At 41.2% G+C, this 17,167-nt stretch carries 17 protein-coding genes; 8 read left to right on the forward strand and 9 right to left on the reverse strand.

All coding sequences use genetic code 11. The features are described from left to right. Nucleotides 1-229: 229 nt before the first annotated feature. From MUG87_RS10250 to MUG87_RS10265, 4 genes are all read left to right on the forward strand, one after another. On the forward strand, nt 230-1,555 hold the full coding sequence (locus MUG87_RS10250; protein ID WP_247081724.1) for an ArsB/NhaD family transporter: 1,326 nt from the start codon (nt 230-232) through the stop codon (nt 1,553-1,555). Between the two features lie 126 nt (nt 1,556-1,681). After that, nucleotides 1,682-3,042, forward strand: a protein-coding gene (locus MUG87_RS10255) for an IS1182 family transposase (RefSeq protein ID WP_247081727.1) whose coding sequence is annotated in 2 segments (ribosomal slippage) — nt 1,682-2,243 and nt 2,243-3,042 — 1,362 coding nt in all. Because the reading frame shifts where the segments join, the coding sequence is not laid out codon by codon here. Between the two features lie 194 nt (nt 3,043-3,236). After that, entirely contained in the window at nt 3,237-3,920 is a 684-nt protein-coding gene (locus MUG87_RS10260; RefSeq protein WP_247081729.1) for a DNA alkylation repair protein, read from the forward strand. Nucleotides 3,921-4,249: 329 nt separating this feature from the next. Next, the gene (locus MUG87_RS10265) at nt 4,250-5,626 is read left to right on the forward strand and encodes a glycine--tRNA ligase (RefSeq protein ID WP_247081731.1); all 1,377 of its coding nucleotides are present in this window, start codon (nt 4,250-4,252) and stop codon (nt 5,624-5,626) included. Between the two features lie 90 nt (nt 5,627-5,716). Here MUG87_RS10265 and MUG87_RS10270 read toward each other — a convergent pair whose 3' ends face one another. Together MUG87_RS10270 and MUG87_RS10275 are read right to left on the reverse strand one after the other, a co-directional pair. Next, entirely contained in the window at nt 5,717-5,998 is a 282-nt protein-coding gene (locus tag MUG87_RS10270) for a hypothetical protein (protein ID WP_247081733.1), read from the reverse strand. A 234-nt stretch (nt 5,999-6,232) separates the two neighbouring features. Then, nucleotides 6,233-6,610 carry a hotdog fold thioesterase gene (locus tag MUG87_RS10275; protein ID WP_247081735.1) on the reverse strand — a complete coding sequence of 126 codons (378 nt, stop codon included), beginning with the start codon at nt 6,608-6,610 and terminating at the stop codon, nt 6,233-6,235. Nucleotides 6,611-6,782: 172 nt separating this feature from the next. Here MUG87_RS10275 and MUG87_RS10280 point away from each other — a divergent pair, with 172 nt between their 5' ends. After that, complete coding sequence (locus MUG87_RS10280; protein WP_368042538.1) at nt 6,783-7,517, forward strand: DUF3298 and DUF4163 domain-containing protein; 735 nt, start codon at nt 6,783-6,785, stop codon at nt 7,515-7,517. A gap of 54 nt (nt 7,518-7,571) precedes the next feature. After that, nucleotides 7,572-8,159: a biotin transporter BioY gene (locus MUG87_RS10285; protein ID WP_247081737.1), complete on the forward strand. Its 588-nt coding sequence runs from the start codon at nt 7,572-7,574 to the stop codon at nt 8,157-8,159. Nucleotides 8,160-8,183: 24 nt separating this feature from the next. On the opposite strand, the gene MUG87_RS10290 is transcribed toward MUG87_RS10285, so the two are convergent. The 7 genes from MUG87_RS10290 to MUG87_RS10320 all read right to left on the reverse strand — a co-directional run bounded on the left by MUG87_RS10290 (nt 8,184) and on the right by MUG87_RS10320 (nt 14,283). Beyond that, a complete protein-coding gene (locus MUG87_RS10290) occupies nt 8,184-8,618 on the reverse strand; it encodes a GtrA family protein (RefSeq protein WP_247081739.1) in 435 nt (144 codons plus the stop codon). An 83-nt stretch (nt 8,619-8,701) separates the two neighbouring features. After that, nucleotides 8,702-9,595 (reverse strand): UTP--glucose-1-phosphate uridylyltransferase GalU, encoded by an 894-nt coding sequence (gene galU / locus MUG87_RS10295; RefSeq protein WP_247081741.1) that lies wholly within the window; start codon nt 9,593-9,595, stop codon nt 8,702-8,704. 21 nt (nt 9,596-9,616) lie between these two features. Then, nucleotides 9,617-11,080, reverse strand: coding sequence for a leucyl aminopeptidase (locus tag MUG87_RS10300; protein ID WP_247081743.1), 1,464 nt, complete (start codon nt 11,078-11,080; stop codon nt 9,617-9,619). Between the two features lie 96 nt (nt 11,081-11,176). Beyond that, nucleotides 11,177-11,773, reverse strand: coding sequence for a 3D domain-containing protein (locus MUG87_RS10305; RefSeq protein WP_247081745.1), 597 nt, complete (start codon nt 11,771-11,773; stop codon nt 11,177-11,179). 246 nt (nt 11,774-12,019) lie between these two features. Further along, nucleotides 12,020-12,337, reverse strand: coding sequence for a YuiB family protein (locus tag MUG87_RS10310; protein ID WP_247081747.1), 318 nt, complete (start codon nt 12,335-12,337; stop codon nt 12,020-12,022). A gap of 58 nt (nt 12,338-12,395) precedes the next feature. Continuing rightward, nucleotides 12,396-12,890 (reverse strand): NUDIX hydrolase, encoded by a 495-nt coding sequence (locus MUG87_RS10315; RefSeq protein ID WP_247081749.1) that lies wholly within the window; start codon nt 12,888-12,890, stop codon nt 12,396-12,398. Between the two features lie 184 nt (nt 12,891-13,074). Beyond that, nucleotides 13,075-14,283 (reverse strand): NAD(P)/FAD-dependent oxidoreductase, encoded by a 1,209-nt coding sequence (locus tag MUG87_RS10320; protein ID WP_247081751.1) that lies wholly within the window; start codon nt 14,281-14,283, stop codon nt 13,075-13,077. A 321-nt stretch (nt 14,284-14,604) separates the two neighbouring features. Here MUG87_RS10320 and yumC point away from each other — a divergent pair, with 321 nt between their 5' ends. Continuing rightward, nucleotides 14,605-15,639 (forward strand): ferredoxin--NADP reductase 2, encoded by a 1,035-nt coding sequence (gene yumC, locus MUG87_RS10325; RefSeq protein ID WP_247081753.1) that lies wholly within the window; start codon nt 14,605-14,607, stop codon nt 15,637-15,639. Between the two features lie 262 nt (nt 15,640-15,901). After that, nucleotides 15,902-17,149, forward strand: a complete 1,248-nt coding sequence (locus MUG87_RS10330) for an MFS transporter (protein WP_247087644.1) — start codon at nt 15,902-15,904, stop codon at nt 17,147-17,149. The last annotated feature ends 18 nt before the right edge of the window (nt 17,150-17,167 follow it).

The following is a 17,167-nucleotide window of genomic DNA, read 5'->3' on the forward strand; positions in this document are numbered from 1 at the left end:
GTTTTTTCTTGATAAGTGTGTACCTTATGTATATGTGTCAATATAACAAATATTTTCATAAAACAACATTGACAAGAACAGAATTTCAAAAAAATGTTGAAGTACTACTTTATACACTCAAAAGTAATATTCATTTACACCGTTTCCTCCCCTCTTTTATAATGAAATGGTGTGCTTTTTGCCACATTAGAAAAACAGTCGGTATAGTACCGGGAAGGGAGCAGAGATTTTGCACGAAACAACTACGGAAATTTCTAATTTTCAATACTATTTTGCTATTGCAGTCTTTTTAATTGCATATGCCATCATCATCTCAGAAAAACTGAATCGTGCGGTAATCGCCTTGCTGGGCGGTGCCCTGATGGTTTTATTTGGCATCGTAGATTTACATCAAGCATTCACACACCATATTGAATGGGGAACAATCACTCTTTTGATTGGTATGATGATTCTTGTTAACATCACCAGTAAGTCTGGTGTTTTCCAATACGTTGCCATTAAATCCGCTAAAAAAGCAAAAGGAAATCCCATTCGGATTTTAATTATCTTATCTTTGCTAACAGCGCTAGGCTCTGCATTTTTAGATAATGTAACAACGGTGCTCCTTGTTGTGCCAGTTACCTTATCCATCACACGCATCTTAAAGGTCAATCCGGTTCCATATTTAATGTCAGAGGTTATTTTCTCTAACATCGGCGGTACCGCAACACTTATCGGCGACCCACCAAACATTATGATCGGGTCTGCCAATAAGCATCTGGATTTTAATGCCTTTTTGTTCAATTTGGCCCCTGTTGTTGCTGTCATCATTGGCGTAACAGCACTTATGATTTACTTTATCTATCGTAAGCAGTTACAAACAGATGCAGCGCAAATTAAAGTGTTAATGGATTTAGATGAAAACAGTTACATTAAAGATCGTAAGTTGATGATAAAATCATTAACAGTCTTAGGCTTAACCATTCTTGGCTTTGTCCTTCACTCCATTCTTCATGTTGATGCCGCTGTCATTGCGATGACAGGCGCAACCATTCTCATGCTTATTGGGGTAAAAGAGCATGAAATTGAAGAAGTGTTTGCACATGTAGAATGGGTAACAATCTTTTTCTTTGCCGGCCTTTTTGTGCTGGTCGGCGGTCTAATTGATATTGGTCTGATTAAAACACTAGCCCAGCAAGTTCTAGACATTACAGGCGGCGATATCGGTTTTGCCTCTTTGCTCATCTTATGGGTGTCAGGAATTGCTTCGGCAACCATTGATAATATTCCATTTGTAGCAACTATGATTCCACTTATTAATGACATGGCAATCGGACTTGGGTTATCACCATCCGCTGCTGAAATCGACGTATTATGGTGGTCACTTGCTCTAGGCGCTTGTTTAGGTGGGAATGGTACATTAATTGGGGCATCAGCGAACGTAATTGTAGCAGGGATCGCAAGTCGCGAAGGACACGGTTTTAGCTACATGACCTTCTTAAAGCTCGGTTTTCCAATCATGATTGTGTCACTCTTAATTTCTCACGCTTATATTTACTTGCGTTATTTGATGTAAAAAAGAAAAGCTACGGCTTTTCTTTTTTCAGGCTGTGGAGAAAGTGTTCTCCACAGCCGTTTTTTATGTTTATGACTTCTTTCCACTGTGCAAACTGATTAAAAAGGAGAGAAGGAGAGATTTGATATGATGGGTGCACTGAAAAATCACCGAGATGAGCGTGTTACGACTTCAATCGAAGAGCTTGTTCCACAAGATCACTTTTTACGAGCTGTAGAAGCCACAATAGATTTTGCTTTTATTGAGGAAAAGCTTCGCCCGTATTACTGCGAAGATAATGGGCGTCCTTCCATTCATCCCATCACTTTATTCAAGATGATTTTTATCGGTTACTTTTATGGAATCCGTTCCGAACGTCAGTTAGAGAAAGAAATTAAAATGAATCTAGCGTATCGGTGGTTTTTAGGCTTTTCTTTATCAGATCCTGTTCCTGATCACTCTACTATTAGTTGGAACCGACGTACTCGCTTTGTTCACACAACCATTTTTGAAGACATCTTTCAAGAGATTGTCAGACAAGCTCAATCCCACCGCATGGTGGGCGGTCGCGCTCTAATGACAGATTCTACGCACGTAAAGGCGAATGCAAATAAAAATAAGTATGTACAAAAGCTAAAAAAAGAACAGCCCAAAATCTATCTAGAAGAATTAGAAAAGGCTGTAACTGAGGATCGGCAAACAAACGGAAAAAAGAACTAAAACCTCGAAAGGAAGGCGAAGCCAAACAACCTACTTATATCCGTTCTAGTACAACAGACCCTGACAGTGGATTTCTAATGAGAGACGGAAAACCAAATGGGTTTCACTACCTCGATCATCGCACTGTCGATGCAAAATACAATATCATCACAGACACATATATTACGGCCGGGAATGTATCCGATTCTGGGCCGTATTTGGCACGTCTTAAAGCGCAAATAAAAACCTTTGGATTTCAGGTAGAAGCTGTGGCACTAGATGCGGGATACTTTACAGGTCATATTTGTAAAAATTTAGCGAAACAAAACATTTTTATGGTCATGGGATATCGTAGATTCGGAAAAACAAATAAAGAGGTACCAAAACGTTCTTTTCATTATGTAAAAGAGTCAAATCGCTTTGCTTGCCCGATGGGTTGTATCTTATCTTATGTGACGACAGACCGTGATGGAAATCGACAATATAAATCGAATCCAGATGATTGTGCGGCTTGTCCTCTTCGTCCCAAGTGTTTTTCTAAACAACAAAAAACGCGTACCATTACTCGACATATTTGGGAGGATTATAAGGACTTGGCTCGCGCCAACAAAAAGACAAGTGCCGGTAAGCGTCTGTACAAGCTACGTTGTTCTACAATTGAGCGCAGTTTTGCCGATGCGAAAGAACTTCATGGCTACCGGTATGCACGTTTTCGAGGGCGGGAGTCTGTCCAAATGCAGGCTTTTCTCACCGCAGCTTGTCAAAACATGAAAAAAATTGCCCTTCATCTGACCAAACAGGTCAGATGAAGGGCAATTCCTGTTTATTTTTACTTCATTTCAGACATAGTTTCCATAAAAATTGAAACTAGGGACAGAGTATTAAGAAACCTTTTAGGTTTCTCAACACTCTGAAAAAAGAAAAGCTACGGCTTTTCTTTTTTTCTTACCGAAAGAACATAAGTTCGTGTTATACTTGTAAAAAATAGTAAGGAGGAACTATCATGGATTCATTTGTTGTAGCATTACAGGCACATTTTGAACCGCATCGCAATATCGAAAAAGCGGCAGCTATGAGCCGTTATATGAAGGATCAATTTCCCTTTCTCGGCATCCAATCCCCGGAACGGAAAGCTTTGCTAAAACATTTTTTACTTGCATACGGGGCACCACCACCGCAGGATTTACCTACAATTGTGCGGGGATTATGGCAGTTACCCGAGCGCGAATACGCAATTGTTGCTCTAGATTTGCTAGAAAAGAACATTAAGCATATAAACGCTTCTTTTTTACCGCTCATGGAAGAAATCATTACAACAAAGTCTTGGTGGGACACTGTTGACTATATTGCTCCTCGGCTTGTCGGAACCATTTTCACAATTTCTCCCGAACACATTAATGAATATGTAGCACGGTGGATGCAGTCCGGTAATATATGGCTGCAGCGAACAGCACTTTTATTTCAGCTGAAATATAAACAAAAAACAGACACACAGCTTCTCTTTTCTCTCATCCAGCAGCTCAGTCATTCTAAAGAATTTTTCATTCAAAAAGCGATCGGCTGGGTGCTTCGTGAATATGCCAAGACCAATGCCGATACCGTTTGGCAGTTCATTCAAAATCATGAACTTGCACCTCTTAGCAAACGAGAAGCGCTCAAGCATATTGGTATAAAAAACAAAGCATAAGGACAGATTGTATAAAAGAAAGACATGTTTCCAATTAGAGCAGATGCATATACTAGAGTATCTCTTGTCGTTTGCGATAGAACATGTTAAAATGTTAGCATCTTTTATATAGTAGCAATGACGGACCTATAAGTACTTGCAACCAAAGCGATTCAGGGATGGTGTGAGCCTGATATGAGCAAGGAAACGGCAGTCCCGAGCAATACAGTTTCAAAGTGGGCATGCATTCGCATGTCAACTAGGGTGGAACCGCGAGCAAACGCTCGTCCCTAGGCATTACGCCGTGGGATGAGCGTTTTTTGTATTTTATTTTAGAGGAGGATTTTTATATGGCTTCAATGGAGCAAATCGTAAATTTAGCAAAGCACCGTGGCTTTGTATTCCCGGGTTCTGAAATTTACGGAGGTTTAGCAAACACTTGGGATTACGGTCCGCTAGGTGTTGAGCTGAAAAACAACGTAAAAAAAGCATGGTGGAAAAAGTTTATTCAAGAATCTCCGTACAACGTAGGTCTTGATGCAGCGATCTTGATGAACCCGCAAACTTGGGTGGCATCTGGTCACGTTGGCAACTTTAACGATCCAATGCTTGACTGTAAATCGTGTAAAGCGCGTCATCGTGCTGATAAATTAATTGAAAATGCCTTGGAAGCAAAAGGCATTGAAATGATTGTAGACGGCCTTTCCTTTGATCAAATGGCTGCGCTGATTAAAGAACATAACATCACATGTCCAGATTGCGGCAGCAATGACTTTACAGAAATCCGTCAATTTAACTTAATGTTTAAAACACATCAAGGTGTAACACAATCCAGCACAAATGAAATTTACATGCGTCCAGAAACGGCACAAGGTATTTTCGTCAACTTTAAAAATGTACAGCGCTCTATGCGTAAAAAGCTTCCATTTGGTATCGGCCAAATCGGTAAAAGCTTTCGTAACGAAATTACACCGGGTAACTTTACATTCCGTACGCGTGAATTCGAGCAAATGGAGCTTGAGTTCTTCTGTAAACCAGGCGAGGATATGGAATGGTTTACATTCTGGCGTAACTATTGCCGCGACTGGCTGCTTGCGCTTGGCATGAAGGAAGACAGCATGCGCCTGCGTGATCACGGTGAAGACGAGTTGTCTCACTATAGCAACGCAACAACAGATATTGAATTTAAATTCCCGTTCGGCTGGGGCGAGCTTTGGGGCATTGCTGACCGCACGGACTTTGACTTAAAACGTCATATGGAGCACTCTAACGAGGATTTCAATTATGTAGATCCACAAACAAACGAGCGTTATGTACCATACTGCATCGAGCCTTCTCTTGGTGCAGATCGTGTTACACTAGCATTTCTATGTGACGCGTACGAAGAAGAGCAGCTAGAAAACGACTCTCGTACGGTATTACGCTTCCATCCGGCATTGGCACCGTTCAAAGCGGCAATTCTACCGCTTTCTAAAAAGCTGTCTGACGATGCGATGGAGGTATACAGCGAGTTGGCTAAGCACTTCATGGTAGACTTTGACGAAACAGGTTCTATCGGTAAACGTTACCGCCGCCAAGATGAAATTGGTACACCGTTCTGTATCACATTTGACTTTGATTCTGTCGAAGATCGCCAAGTGACAGTGCGCGACCGCGACACAATGGAACAGGTTCGTATGCCAATCGAAGAATTAAAGAGCTTCTTGGAAAGTAAAATTAACTTCTAATAGCAAAAGGGTGTCAACGCGACACCCTTTTGTTGCGTAATTCAGCAAGTTTGGCACTTGTTCTGGCGACTTTGCTAAGTTATTTGGCAACTATGATCCTGTCGATGTGCTGCCGCTACCAAATCCCTTCTTCGCTTTAACAGATGATTTCCCGCTATCAGTATCTGGATACGCTGTGTTACCAATATAGTAATAGCCATAATGACGAGAACCTCGTTCGTCACATTCCCATTCCTCATCACCGTGGTCGTACTCAAATTGTGAACAATAAGGATCTTGTGGCTTCGGAGGTAAATCTTCATCTCCGCATCCTGCCATCGCTCCCCCAAAAGCTGTTGTAATACCTAACATCATTAATTTTGTCTTTTTCATCTTTAGTCCCCTCTCCCCAAAATACAAAAAGACCTCTACCACTAAAGGTGGCAAAGGTCTTGCAAGACATAGTCATATGCCAACAAAGCCGGTGAGAGCACTCACGGAATGACGACCTTGTTTCAGGATATACCTGACGCTACTCCCCTTTGGAGTATATACTATTAATACATATATCTTACAATATAAGCAAAAATATGTAAACCATTTTCTGTATATGCCGATTTTCTCTGGTTAGCGTTTATCTGTAACAGCGACCGTGCAACGCGACACACAAAGCAATCGCTCTTCCTCATCCACAATTTTAATATCCCACACCATGGTTGTTTTTCCTTTATGCAAAGGCGTCCCGATGGCAGTTACGACGCCGTCCCGTTTAGAACGAATATGGTTCGCATTAATCTCTAGCCCAAAGCACAGCTGAGTTTCTGAATCAATCAGTGCATATGTACCAACACTGGCCACCGTCTCCGCCAGCGCTACAGACGCTCCCCCGTGCAAGAAGCCGAACGGTTGATGTGTACTTCCGTTCACTGGCATGCTCATCACCACTCGCTCAGGTGTACATTCTTTCATCTTCATTCCCAAAGCTTCCATCAATGTTTTTGCCATTTATCATCAGCTCCCTTATAAATATCAGATTCACATTTCCATATTATGCATAATTATAACGCGTTCCTCGCAAACTGTATATAAACAGGAATATTTTACGAGCATGTATGGTTTTTTAAGAATATGAATTTGACATACGATATGAACCAACTTGTATATAAGGAGATTACATATGAAATTACGTTATTTGTGGTTGATACTGTTCGTTTTTCTATTTCCTATTCACACTTATGCGGATCGTCCTGTGTTGCCCTCACATGCACCGCTTCTTGCGGAAGAAGAGAAAAAAGAAGGGAAAAATGAGTATTTTGAATATCAACTGCGTATTCCTCGTTTTAGCGGTTTAAAAAACGAAGTGTTCCAAACGAAGCTGAATGAATATTACAGTACAAAAATGATGATGTTCAAGCGTAAATTAGAAAAAGAGGCCAAGCAATATTACGATGAAAACAAAGGGGCACTTAGTGTTCATCCCTATGTGGCCAGTACAGACTATAAAATTACTTATAACCGCAAGCCGTTACTGAGCTTGTATACAAGCTATTATCAATATACCGGCGGCGCGCACGGTATGTATGAGTGGAGAGCGAATACGTTTGATATTGACTTAGAAAAAGAGCTTATGCTAACAGAAATGTTTACAGGAACAGGCTATGAACAAATGATTCGGCAAGAAATCGTTAAACAAATTCAACAAAATAAGGACAGCTTTTTTCCAGACGCAACTGAAAAAATTAATAAGATTAGTGAATTAAAATTCTTTTTAGAGGCAGAAAATCTTGTTGTGTATTTCCCATTGTATGAACTCGCTCCTTATTCTTCTGGCATTCCAGAATTCCGCATTCCGTACACGCTACTGCAAGAACAATTGAAAGACAAGTATCAGAAAATTTTGATTGACAAGTGATGCGTGTCCCGTTACGATATTGTTAACCAAAACAACATTGGAGGTTAACATAAAATGCGCAAGTTTCGTACACTTGATTTAACTTTAGCTGCTATGTTTGTTGCGCTTATGGCAATTGGCGCAAACATCACGTCTTGGGCTCCTTTTTTACAAGTAGCTGGTATCCCTCTATCAATGCAACCATTTTTTGCAATCCTAGCCGGATTATTACTTGGTAGCAGAGTAGGTGCACTGTCTATGACTGTTTACATGCTAGTTGGTATTGCAGGTGCACCAGTATTTGCTCAATTTAGCGCAGGAATTGATACTGTTTTAGGCATGTCTGGCGGTTTTATTCTCTCTTACATTGTTGTTGCCTACGTAACTGGAAAAATCGTCGAAAGCAAGATAATCCCGACCTTCTTTACTTTTTTGATTGCCTCTTTAGTTGGTATTGCTCTTATTTATGTGATTGGCACGAACTATATGTACGCTGCTGCAAATGTATGGTTAGAGGCAGACATGGAGTACGCAACAGCTTGGAAAATCATGATGTGGTTTATGGTAAAAGATTTAGCATTTACCATTTTAGGAGCAGTCATCGCCCCTCGTATCTACCGTGCGATTACCAGCTCTGGAACAGCTTATTCTCGTACAGCATAAAAGCACGGATTTTTCCGTGCTTTTTTAATTTGCAGCAATTTTTTCTTGGATTTGCTTATCTTGACTTGTCGGTGCAAAAACAAAGTACTTACTTATGTAAAAGTGTGTGCCAAATCCAATTATATTCACAATTACCGCACATAATGGCTTAATGTTCACAAGATAAACAAGTCCATTATAAAAGATAACAGCTACTGCCATGCTGATGAGTGATGCAGCAATAAATAAACCAAATTCTTTGGCTCCACTTTGTATATCTGCTCGCTTCGTTTGAAACACAAACTGCTTAGTTGTGATATAAAAGATAAGAATACAGATAGTCCATGCCATGCTTTGCGCAATCCACATACGACCTGCATCCTCTTGCATCGTTAAGATAAAAAAGTATATAACCATTTTGGATACACTTGCGCAAGCACCTAAAAATAAGTAGTTATATAGCTGACGTTTTTTATCCATCTAATGCTCCTTTCCATGCGATTGAACATATAAGAAGAGGAGCGATTTGCTCCTCTTCTTATATGTATTTGTATATACACTAATTATTCCAGCGTGCTTTTTACGATGTTCTCTTCTAACAATCGCTGCATAACCTGCAGTAAATCTTCACGTAAATCGTCATGCTGCAGCGCCATTTCGATTGTTGTTTGAATAAAGCCAAGCTTTTCACCTACATCATAACGCTTTCCGTCAAAGTCATATGCGAACACACGCTGAATTTCATTTAGCCTTTGGATTGCGTCAGTTAGCTGAATTTCACCACCTGCGCCAATTTCCTGTTCCTCTAAAAACATAAAAATTTCAGGAGTCAAAATATAGCGACCCATAATCGCCAAGTTAGAAGGTGCCGTACCTTTTGCTGGCTTTTCCACAAATTGACGGACTTGATAACGACGGCCATCTCTTTCAATCGGATCGATAATACCATAACGATGCGTTTCGCTTTCATCAACTGTTTGTACACCAATTACAGATGAAAATGTCCGCTCGTGCTCATCCATTAATTGACGCAGGCATGGCTTGTCAGCTTGCACAATATCATCGCCAAGCAGTACAGCAAACGGCTCATCACCGATGAATTTTCGCGCGCACCATACTGCATGTCCCAGTCCTTTTGGCTCTTTTTGACGAATATAATGAATATCCACCATTTTAGAAGAAGCTCGTACCTTTTCCAGAAGCTCATATTTTTCCTTCTCAAATAGGTTTTGCTCTAATTCAAACGCATGGTCAAAATGATCTTCAATCGCCCGTTTTCCTTTTCCCGTTACAATGATGATATCTTCAATGCCCGATTGAATAGCTTCCTCTACAATATACTGAATAGTTGGCTTATCAACAATCGGAAGCATTTCTTTTGGCATTGCTTTAGTTGCAGGCAAAAAGCGTGTTCCCAGACCCGCTGCAGGGATAATGGCCTTTCTAACTCGTTTCATCTTTTCTCCCTCTTTCTTTACTTATGATGAAAAGCGTTCCACAAGTGTTGCTAATGTGCGTACCATTACACCAGTTGCACCTGCCGGACCAAGATCATGCGCCGCTTTTGTTTCAGATGTACCAGCAATATCCAAATGTACCCATGGTGTATCTTCCGCAAATTCACCTAAAAACGCCCCCGCCATAATTGCATGGCCATCGCGTCCTGGGGAGTTATTCAAATCGGCAAATTTACTGCCGCGTACGCGCTCTTTGTCACGTTCGAAAATTGGTAATTGCCAAATTGGCTCATCGGTTTCTAGAGCTGCCTCCAATACTTGCTCGTAAAATCCTTCATCATTTGTCATCGCACCTGTCGTATGATTACCTAACGCAACAATTACACCGCCTGTTAACGTAGCTACATCAATCAAATAATTTGCTCCCAACTGCTTTGCATACGTGATACCATCCGCAAGCGCCAAGCGTCCTTCCGCATCTGTATTCAGTACCTCAATTGTTTTACCGCTCATAGATGTAATAACATCATCCGGCTTAAACGCATCGCCGCTAATCATATTATCTGTAGATGGAATGACCATTACGACATTTTGCTCGGGACGCAATTCCCCGATGATTTCCATAGCCCCTAAAACAGCTGCAGCACCGCCCATATCTCCTTTCATACCGACCATGCCTTCACGCGGCTTTAGGGAGTACCCACCTGTATCATATGTAATACCTTTACCGATAAGGCCAATTACATCCGTCCATTCTTCCTTACCTTGATAAGAGATTGTAATCACCTTAGGCGGGTTAACAGAACCTTGATTAACAGCCAAAAGCGCGCCCATACCAAGCTCTTGTATTTCTTCTTTTTCCAGCACTTTATAATCCATACCATACTTTTCCGCCAACTGAATTGCATGATTTGCAAGATCGCTCGCTGTTAGCTTATTTGGCGGCATATTTACAAGCGTACGTGCCGTATTTGTTGCTTTTCCATACACAGCACCGACAGCAAGAGCAGCTTGCACTTCTTGGGCATCGGCTTTTGTGATGAACACAAGGGATGGAGTTGGTTTTTGTTCCTTTTTATTCGTTTTATATGTTTGTAGCTCATAGGTTGCCAGATAATAAGACTCTGCGGCAATATGCGCTACATCTAATACATCAATATGACCGGATACAAATGAATCCAGATTGATTGCGATATTATCTGCTTTTATACCCTTTACAGATTGAAATACTTTACCCATTGTCTCGCGCAGCAGTTCTGTTGTATAAGTATCAGCGTTGCCAAGACCAGCGAATACGTATCGCTTTACATCCCCTTGCCCAAGTGCATGTATTTTAGATACAGACTTCTTTCTAGCAGAGATATCACCTTCTGCTACAAGCGTACTTACTTGTCCATTTAAACCGAATTCTAGCTCTGTTGTTCCTTCAAAAATACCAATGATGGCAACCTCATGTGCACCTAATTGTTCTTGTATATGAAACATCCTAACACCTCCAAGTATATGTTTTTATTATAGCTGTATTTGTTGAAAAATGCGAAGATTCCGTGCAATATAAATAGCTCGGACAATTTGCCCGAGCTATTTTTGATATTGTCGGCGGAACACCTGCATCGCCTTATCTTCGTTGAGGCGGTTCATATCTTCTTCTGTTAACTTCCCATTTCCCATCTTAACCACATATACTTTTAATTCTTTTTTCCCCCACTGCTTATATACATCCTGCACCGTTTCATAGTATAAGTCCAACGAGTTTCCTTTAATAGCTCCACCTTTGTCCGCCACAACACCGTAACCATAATCTGGAATAAACAAAACAGTTCCAATTGGAAACACGTTAAGATCTGCAGCAATAGTAGAATATAAGTCCCGCTTTACGCGAACACCAGAATAAGTAATGCCGTATTGCGGGTGATTCGGCCGTTTTCCTGTTGATTCTACACCTGCTGTATAGCCCGTTGCCTTTACCATCACTGAAGGATATTTTTGATCCCAATCTTCAAATTCTTCTAGCGTAGTTGATGGTATCTCCTCAGCTTTTACGCTTGCGACAGATTGACTTGTTTTTTTAACAAAGTTCTCTACGCGCAACCCAGTAATTGCAAACACAGTAACAGCAAGCGCACAAAGAAATGCACTCGTCATCAACAAGCGAATCGCAACTTTTCGTATTGTCATGCTTATTTCAACACTCCTTTACGACTAGTGTTGGCCATGACAATCATTTTTATGCGACAAACTCTCTCTTTTTCATCCTTTTGTATCTGAGGTTAAGACCAACTTAGCAGTCCTATCGGCCAAGTTCTCTCTCCTATCGGCCGAATTCTTTCTTCTATCGGCCAAGTTCACACTCTATCGGACAAATTCAACTTTTATCAGAAGTCTCTACAGCTGATTATAGAAAAAACCTCGCGGCAGCGAGGTTTAGAACATTTGATATCCTTTTTGACGAAGTGTCTTAATAATGATGCCGGAAAGAATAGCTCCGACTAAACCGGTTGTTAGAATAATCATGTCTGCTTGACCTAGGGATGTGGCATGTTCTGTTAAAGAAGCAAATGCCTCTGACGGATTATTGATATAATCAAAAGTACTGACCTTATCAATAATAGCAACGCAAATAAGCGGATACAGGATTGCCATAATCCATGTTTTACGTAAGATCATATTTAACAAAAAGCCAATCCCGAAAAATAATACAAAAAACAACATCATTGAAATGAACAGTACTGGAATACTCATGTATTTCTCCCCTTTTTCCCTCTTGCTGTCTTAAGTGTACAAAACGCGCGCAAGGTCGTCAATTTCTGTTTTCAGGAAGAAATACATGATAGGCTGTATATCCGAAATGAGCTCCTGGGTCCACATCTTTTCGTAACGGAAAAGATTGTTGGGAAATACTTTGAACCAAATAACGTAATAACACCGAAGCCGTTTCATCATTCGCAAACTGGTATGGGTGTAGAAACTGAGCATCCTCTAGCTCATCGCTTTTTATTACAATGCGTTCATGCAGTGGCGCTAAACTAAAAATAATCATGTTATCGCTGATTTCATTTCTAATCACGCCAGACCGAATCCCAATCACACCTTTAACCTCTGTATGTATCCCTGTTTCCTCTAGAACTTCACGCTGCACCGCTTGATCAAGCGTTTCCCCTTCATCAACAAAACCAGCCGGAAGTGACCATACGCCCTTTAACCCCCCATAGCTCTTTTTCACCACAAGCCATTTCCCATCTGCTGTTATGACTAAACCGCTCACGCCTAGCCAAACCTTACCTCGTTTGCTCATGTTCCCCCGCTCCTTCGTTCTGACTTACAGTTAAAGTTCGTTGTTGATTGCGTTTGCTTTCGGGAGCAGTGCTTTTCCCGTAGGATTCTCACCAATCAACAAGTGCCGATTAGCAGCATCAGATTTTAACACAGCCTACATTTAAAAAAAGAGCAAAAGCGCACCGGCTTTTGCTCATCTTATCTTAAAAGAACTTTAATTTACCTTTTTTCAATACTAATAATGGACCGCCTAGTAGGAACAAGTAACGGTTGTCGATTACTTTTTTCATGAAAGCAGCTTGCCATCCGACAATCTTTCTGCCCATTACAACACCGATACCATCATCGTGACCAAGTGAACATACGGAACCTTTGTTATCGAATGTAAACTTCTTCATTTCACCTTTGCCGCGTACCATAACTGCAATGTTTTGCGCAATTGTGTAACCTTCTTGAATTGCGATTTGCGCAGTTGGCGGGTAAGGACGATCATTTTCAGGGTTAAAAATTAATGCCGCGTCACCAACGATAAATACATCATCATGACCAGGTGCGCGCATGTACTCATCAACTTTGATACGACCGCGCATTGCTTCAAAGCCAGATTGCTCAACAAGTGCGTTACCGCGTACACCTGCTGCCCATACAACTGTTGCTGCTTTGATTTCTTCTACTTCTTCACCTTGTGCTACGATAATGCCTTCTTCTGTAGCTTCTTTAATCGCTGTGCCGATGCGGAATTCCACGCCGCGCTTTTCTAAAAACTTCACTGCATATTCAACAAGCTCAGGATCAAATCCAGGCAATACTGTTGGTGCAGCCTCTACGCAAATAATGCGCACTTTTTCACGAGGTACATCATACTCAGCTACAAGCTCAGGAACACGATTCGCAAGCTCGGCTAAGAATTCAATACCTGTAAAACCAGCACCGCCAACTACAACTGTTAATAGGTCATCGCGTTTTTGTGTTGGATATAGAGAGAACATATACTCAATATGGTCGCGAATTTGACGCGCGCCGTTAATGTTAGCGATAGAAAACGCATGCTCCTTCAAGCCTTTGATGCCGAATGTTTCGGATTCAAAACCAAGGCCCACTACAAGATAATCGTACTCAAGCTCACCGTTATGAAGAATAACACGCTTTTCAGCAGACTTAATTTCTACAACTGTATCTTGTACGAAGTTTACTTTGCTAGAATCAATTACATCTTTAATTTCAAGACGCGTTTTATCATGGTGCAATGTACCTGCCGCATTCTCATGCAACCATGTTGTTTGGTAGTGATAGCTGTTATTGTTTACAAGCGTAATTTCCGCTTCGCTTACAGACAGCATTTTTTGGAGGCGGACAGTGGTAATCATACCGCCGTACCCGGCACCAAGAATAACTATTTTCGGCTTTCTCACCCTAATCACAATCCTTCTCTATAAAATAAGTATGCAATATAATTAGTAGTCGAACTTTGTCGACAATTCACAAAAAAGTAAAAAATTTGTCACAAAAACGAAACATACACCTACATTATATTATGCTTTTTCCAGCCATTTTTCAAGTGCAGTTATTCACATAATCCGTAACGAATTTATTGAAAGTGCTTTCTTTTTCTATTTGGCATTTATTTTTTGTTGTTTCATTGAATATATACAGTAGAAGTCTTGGAATACAGTCTTTTTCTAAGTTTTTTTCATGAAATTATGGTATGATTTTTTGTGAGCAGTTTCACTTGTATGACGTACATTGAGAACTATTACAATTTGATTTGGAGGGAGATCGCTTTGACAGAACAAAAGGTATACGATATCACCATTATCGGCGGAGGACCAACAGGATTGTTCACAGCCTTCTACGGAGGGATGAGACAAGCAAGCGTGAAAATCATTGAAAGTCTACCGCAGCTTGGCGGTCAGCTTTCCGCGCTATATCCTGAAAAATACATCTACGACGTGGCCGGCTTTCCAAAGGTTCGCGCACAAGAGCTGATAAATAATTTAAAAGAACAAATGAGCAAATTCGAGCCGACAGTTTGCTTAGAAGAGGCTGTACAAACCATTGAAAAGCAAGCAGACGGCGTATTTAAGCTTGTGACAAATAAAGATACACATTATTCCAAAACAGTCATTATTACAGCTGGAAACGGTGCATTCCAGCCACGCCGCTTGGAGCTTGAGAACGTAGAACGATACGAAAAGAAAAACTTACACTATTTCGTAGACGATATGAACAAGTTTGCCGGCAAACGCGTTGTTGTATTTGGCGGCGGCGATTCTGCAGTAGACTGGGCGCTTATGCTTGAACCGATTGCTGAACAGGTTACACTTATCCATCGCCGCGATAAATTCCGCGCGCATGAGCATAGCGTTGAGCTACTGATGAATTCACGCGTGGATATTAAAACACCTTACGTACCAGCAGAATTAATCGGTGACGACAACATTAAGCAAGTTGTGATTCAAGAAGTAAAAACAGAAGAAAAGGTCGTTCTGGATGTAGACGATGTAATCGTCAACTACGGCTTTGTTTCTTCTTTGGGACCAATTAAAGATTGGGGCTTAACAATTGAGAAAAACAACATTGTAGTAAACTCCAAAATGGAAACCAATATCCCGGGCATTTACGCAGCTGGTGACATTTGTACGTATGACGGAAAAGTAAAGCTCATCGCGTCCGGCTTCGGTGAAGCACCGACTGCTGTAAATAACGCGAAGGCTTACATTGACCCAAAAGCAAGAGTACAGCCATTGCACAGTACAAGCCTATTTTAAGAAGAGCCGAAATCGGCTCTTTTTTTGTATAGGTTGTGTTAGCGTTCTCTGTTAATTTTGTTTGCTTTCCTCGGGTAGCCAGGGAATCTCCCCCGTCCCCTCCACTTAACAAGTGCCGATGATTCAACACAGCCTTTGTATAAAAAATCCCTTGTACAACTCGCGCCGCATTGTCTACAATGAGAAAAGGGTATCAAAATTGGAACAAGTTGTCATACTGTACATAGATTGAACCCGTATTCTAAAGCAAGGAGATTATATGATGGAAAATATCAGGCAATCTCACATAATAGCGGCTTCGAGCAAAAGTACCTCGTTGTTTCGCAACAGCAACTTTCTGTACTTATGGAGCGCTACCTTATTTTCAAGCTTCGCGCTCGCGCTATTCACATTTTCCCAAACATGGTATATCGTCAACACCTTAAATTTGCAAGCTTCACTCGGTCTTGTACTGCTTGCCTCGAGTGTCCCAAGACTTGTATTTATGATTGTAGGCGGTGCAGCTGCAGATAAGTTTCCCAAAAAGAATATTATGTTCGTATCAAATGTGATTCGGATTGTGCTCGTGAGTATTTTATTACTTTGGCTTGTCGCAGGTGACGTTACCTTATACACACTTGCAATCTTTGCGCTCTGTTTCGGACTGGCAGATGCTTTCTTTTGGTCAGCAGATGGTTCTATTTTACCGGAGCTCGTGGCAAAGCATCGCTTAACACAGGCTAACTCCATTACACAAATGACAAATCAATCTTCACTTATTTTAGGACCTGTTTTAGCTGGTTTTTTACTGAAGGTCACCAGCTATGAAGCTGTATTTGCGTTAGCAATTGTTCTTCTCGTCGCTGCAGCGTTTCTTGTACACCACATTAAAAGCGGGACTAAACAGGAAATGCGTAACGGGTCCATGCTTACTTCTATGAAGGAAGGAATCTTATACGTTAAGCAATCACCGTTTTTAACGACTCTGCTCATCTGCAGCGCATTTTTAAATCTGTTTCTCATTGGTCCCATGCAGGTCGGTTTTCCAATTTTCGTAAAAAACGTACTTCATGGTGATTCGGTGTTATTCAGCTATTTAGAAGGATCAGTAGGTGGAGGGATGGCGATTGGCGCCATTACAGTCGGTCTGTTGAATATTCAGCGCAGCCGCGGCCTTTTTTGTATCATCATGCTGTTTTTATCGGGCATTGCATTTTTCTTTATTACACAAAGCGATGTGGTGTGGCAAGCACTTCTCGCAGGCGGCCTATTCGGTATAGCGCTCGCTATGGCGGCACTTCCTTTGATGGCTGTCATCCAATCTACAGTAAAAGAAGAGATGATGGGACGCGTGATGAGCTTGATGATGCTTTCTTCAATGGGACTTATCCCACTTTCCTATGCTGCTACCTCCATGCTGCTCACGTTTGGCATACCAATTGTCGTTATTTTAAAAAGCGGCGCCATCGCCATCGTTTTATTTGCACTGTTTGTCGCCCTGCGCGTACCGACAGTAAGAAATTTCAACTAAAAAGGAAGAGCAGCCGCT

It is taken from the genome of Ectobacillus sp. JY-23 (assembly GCF_023022965.1).
Classification (GTDB): domain Bacteria; phylum Bacillota; class Bacilli; order Bacillales; family Bacillaceae_G; genus Ectobacillus.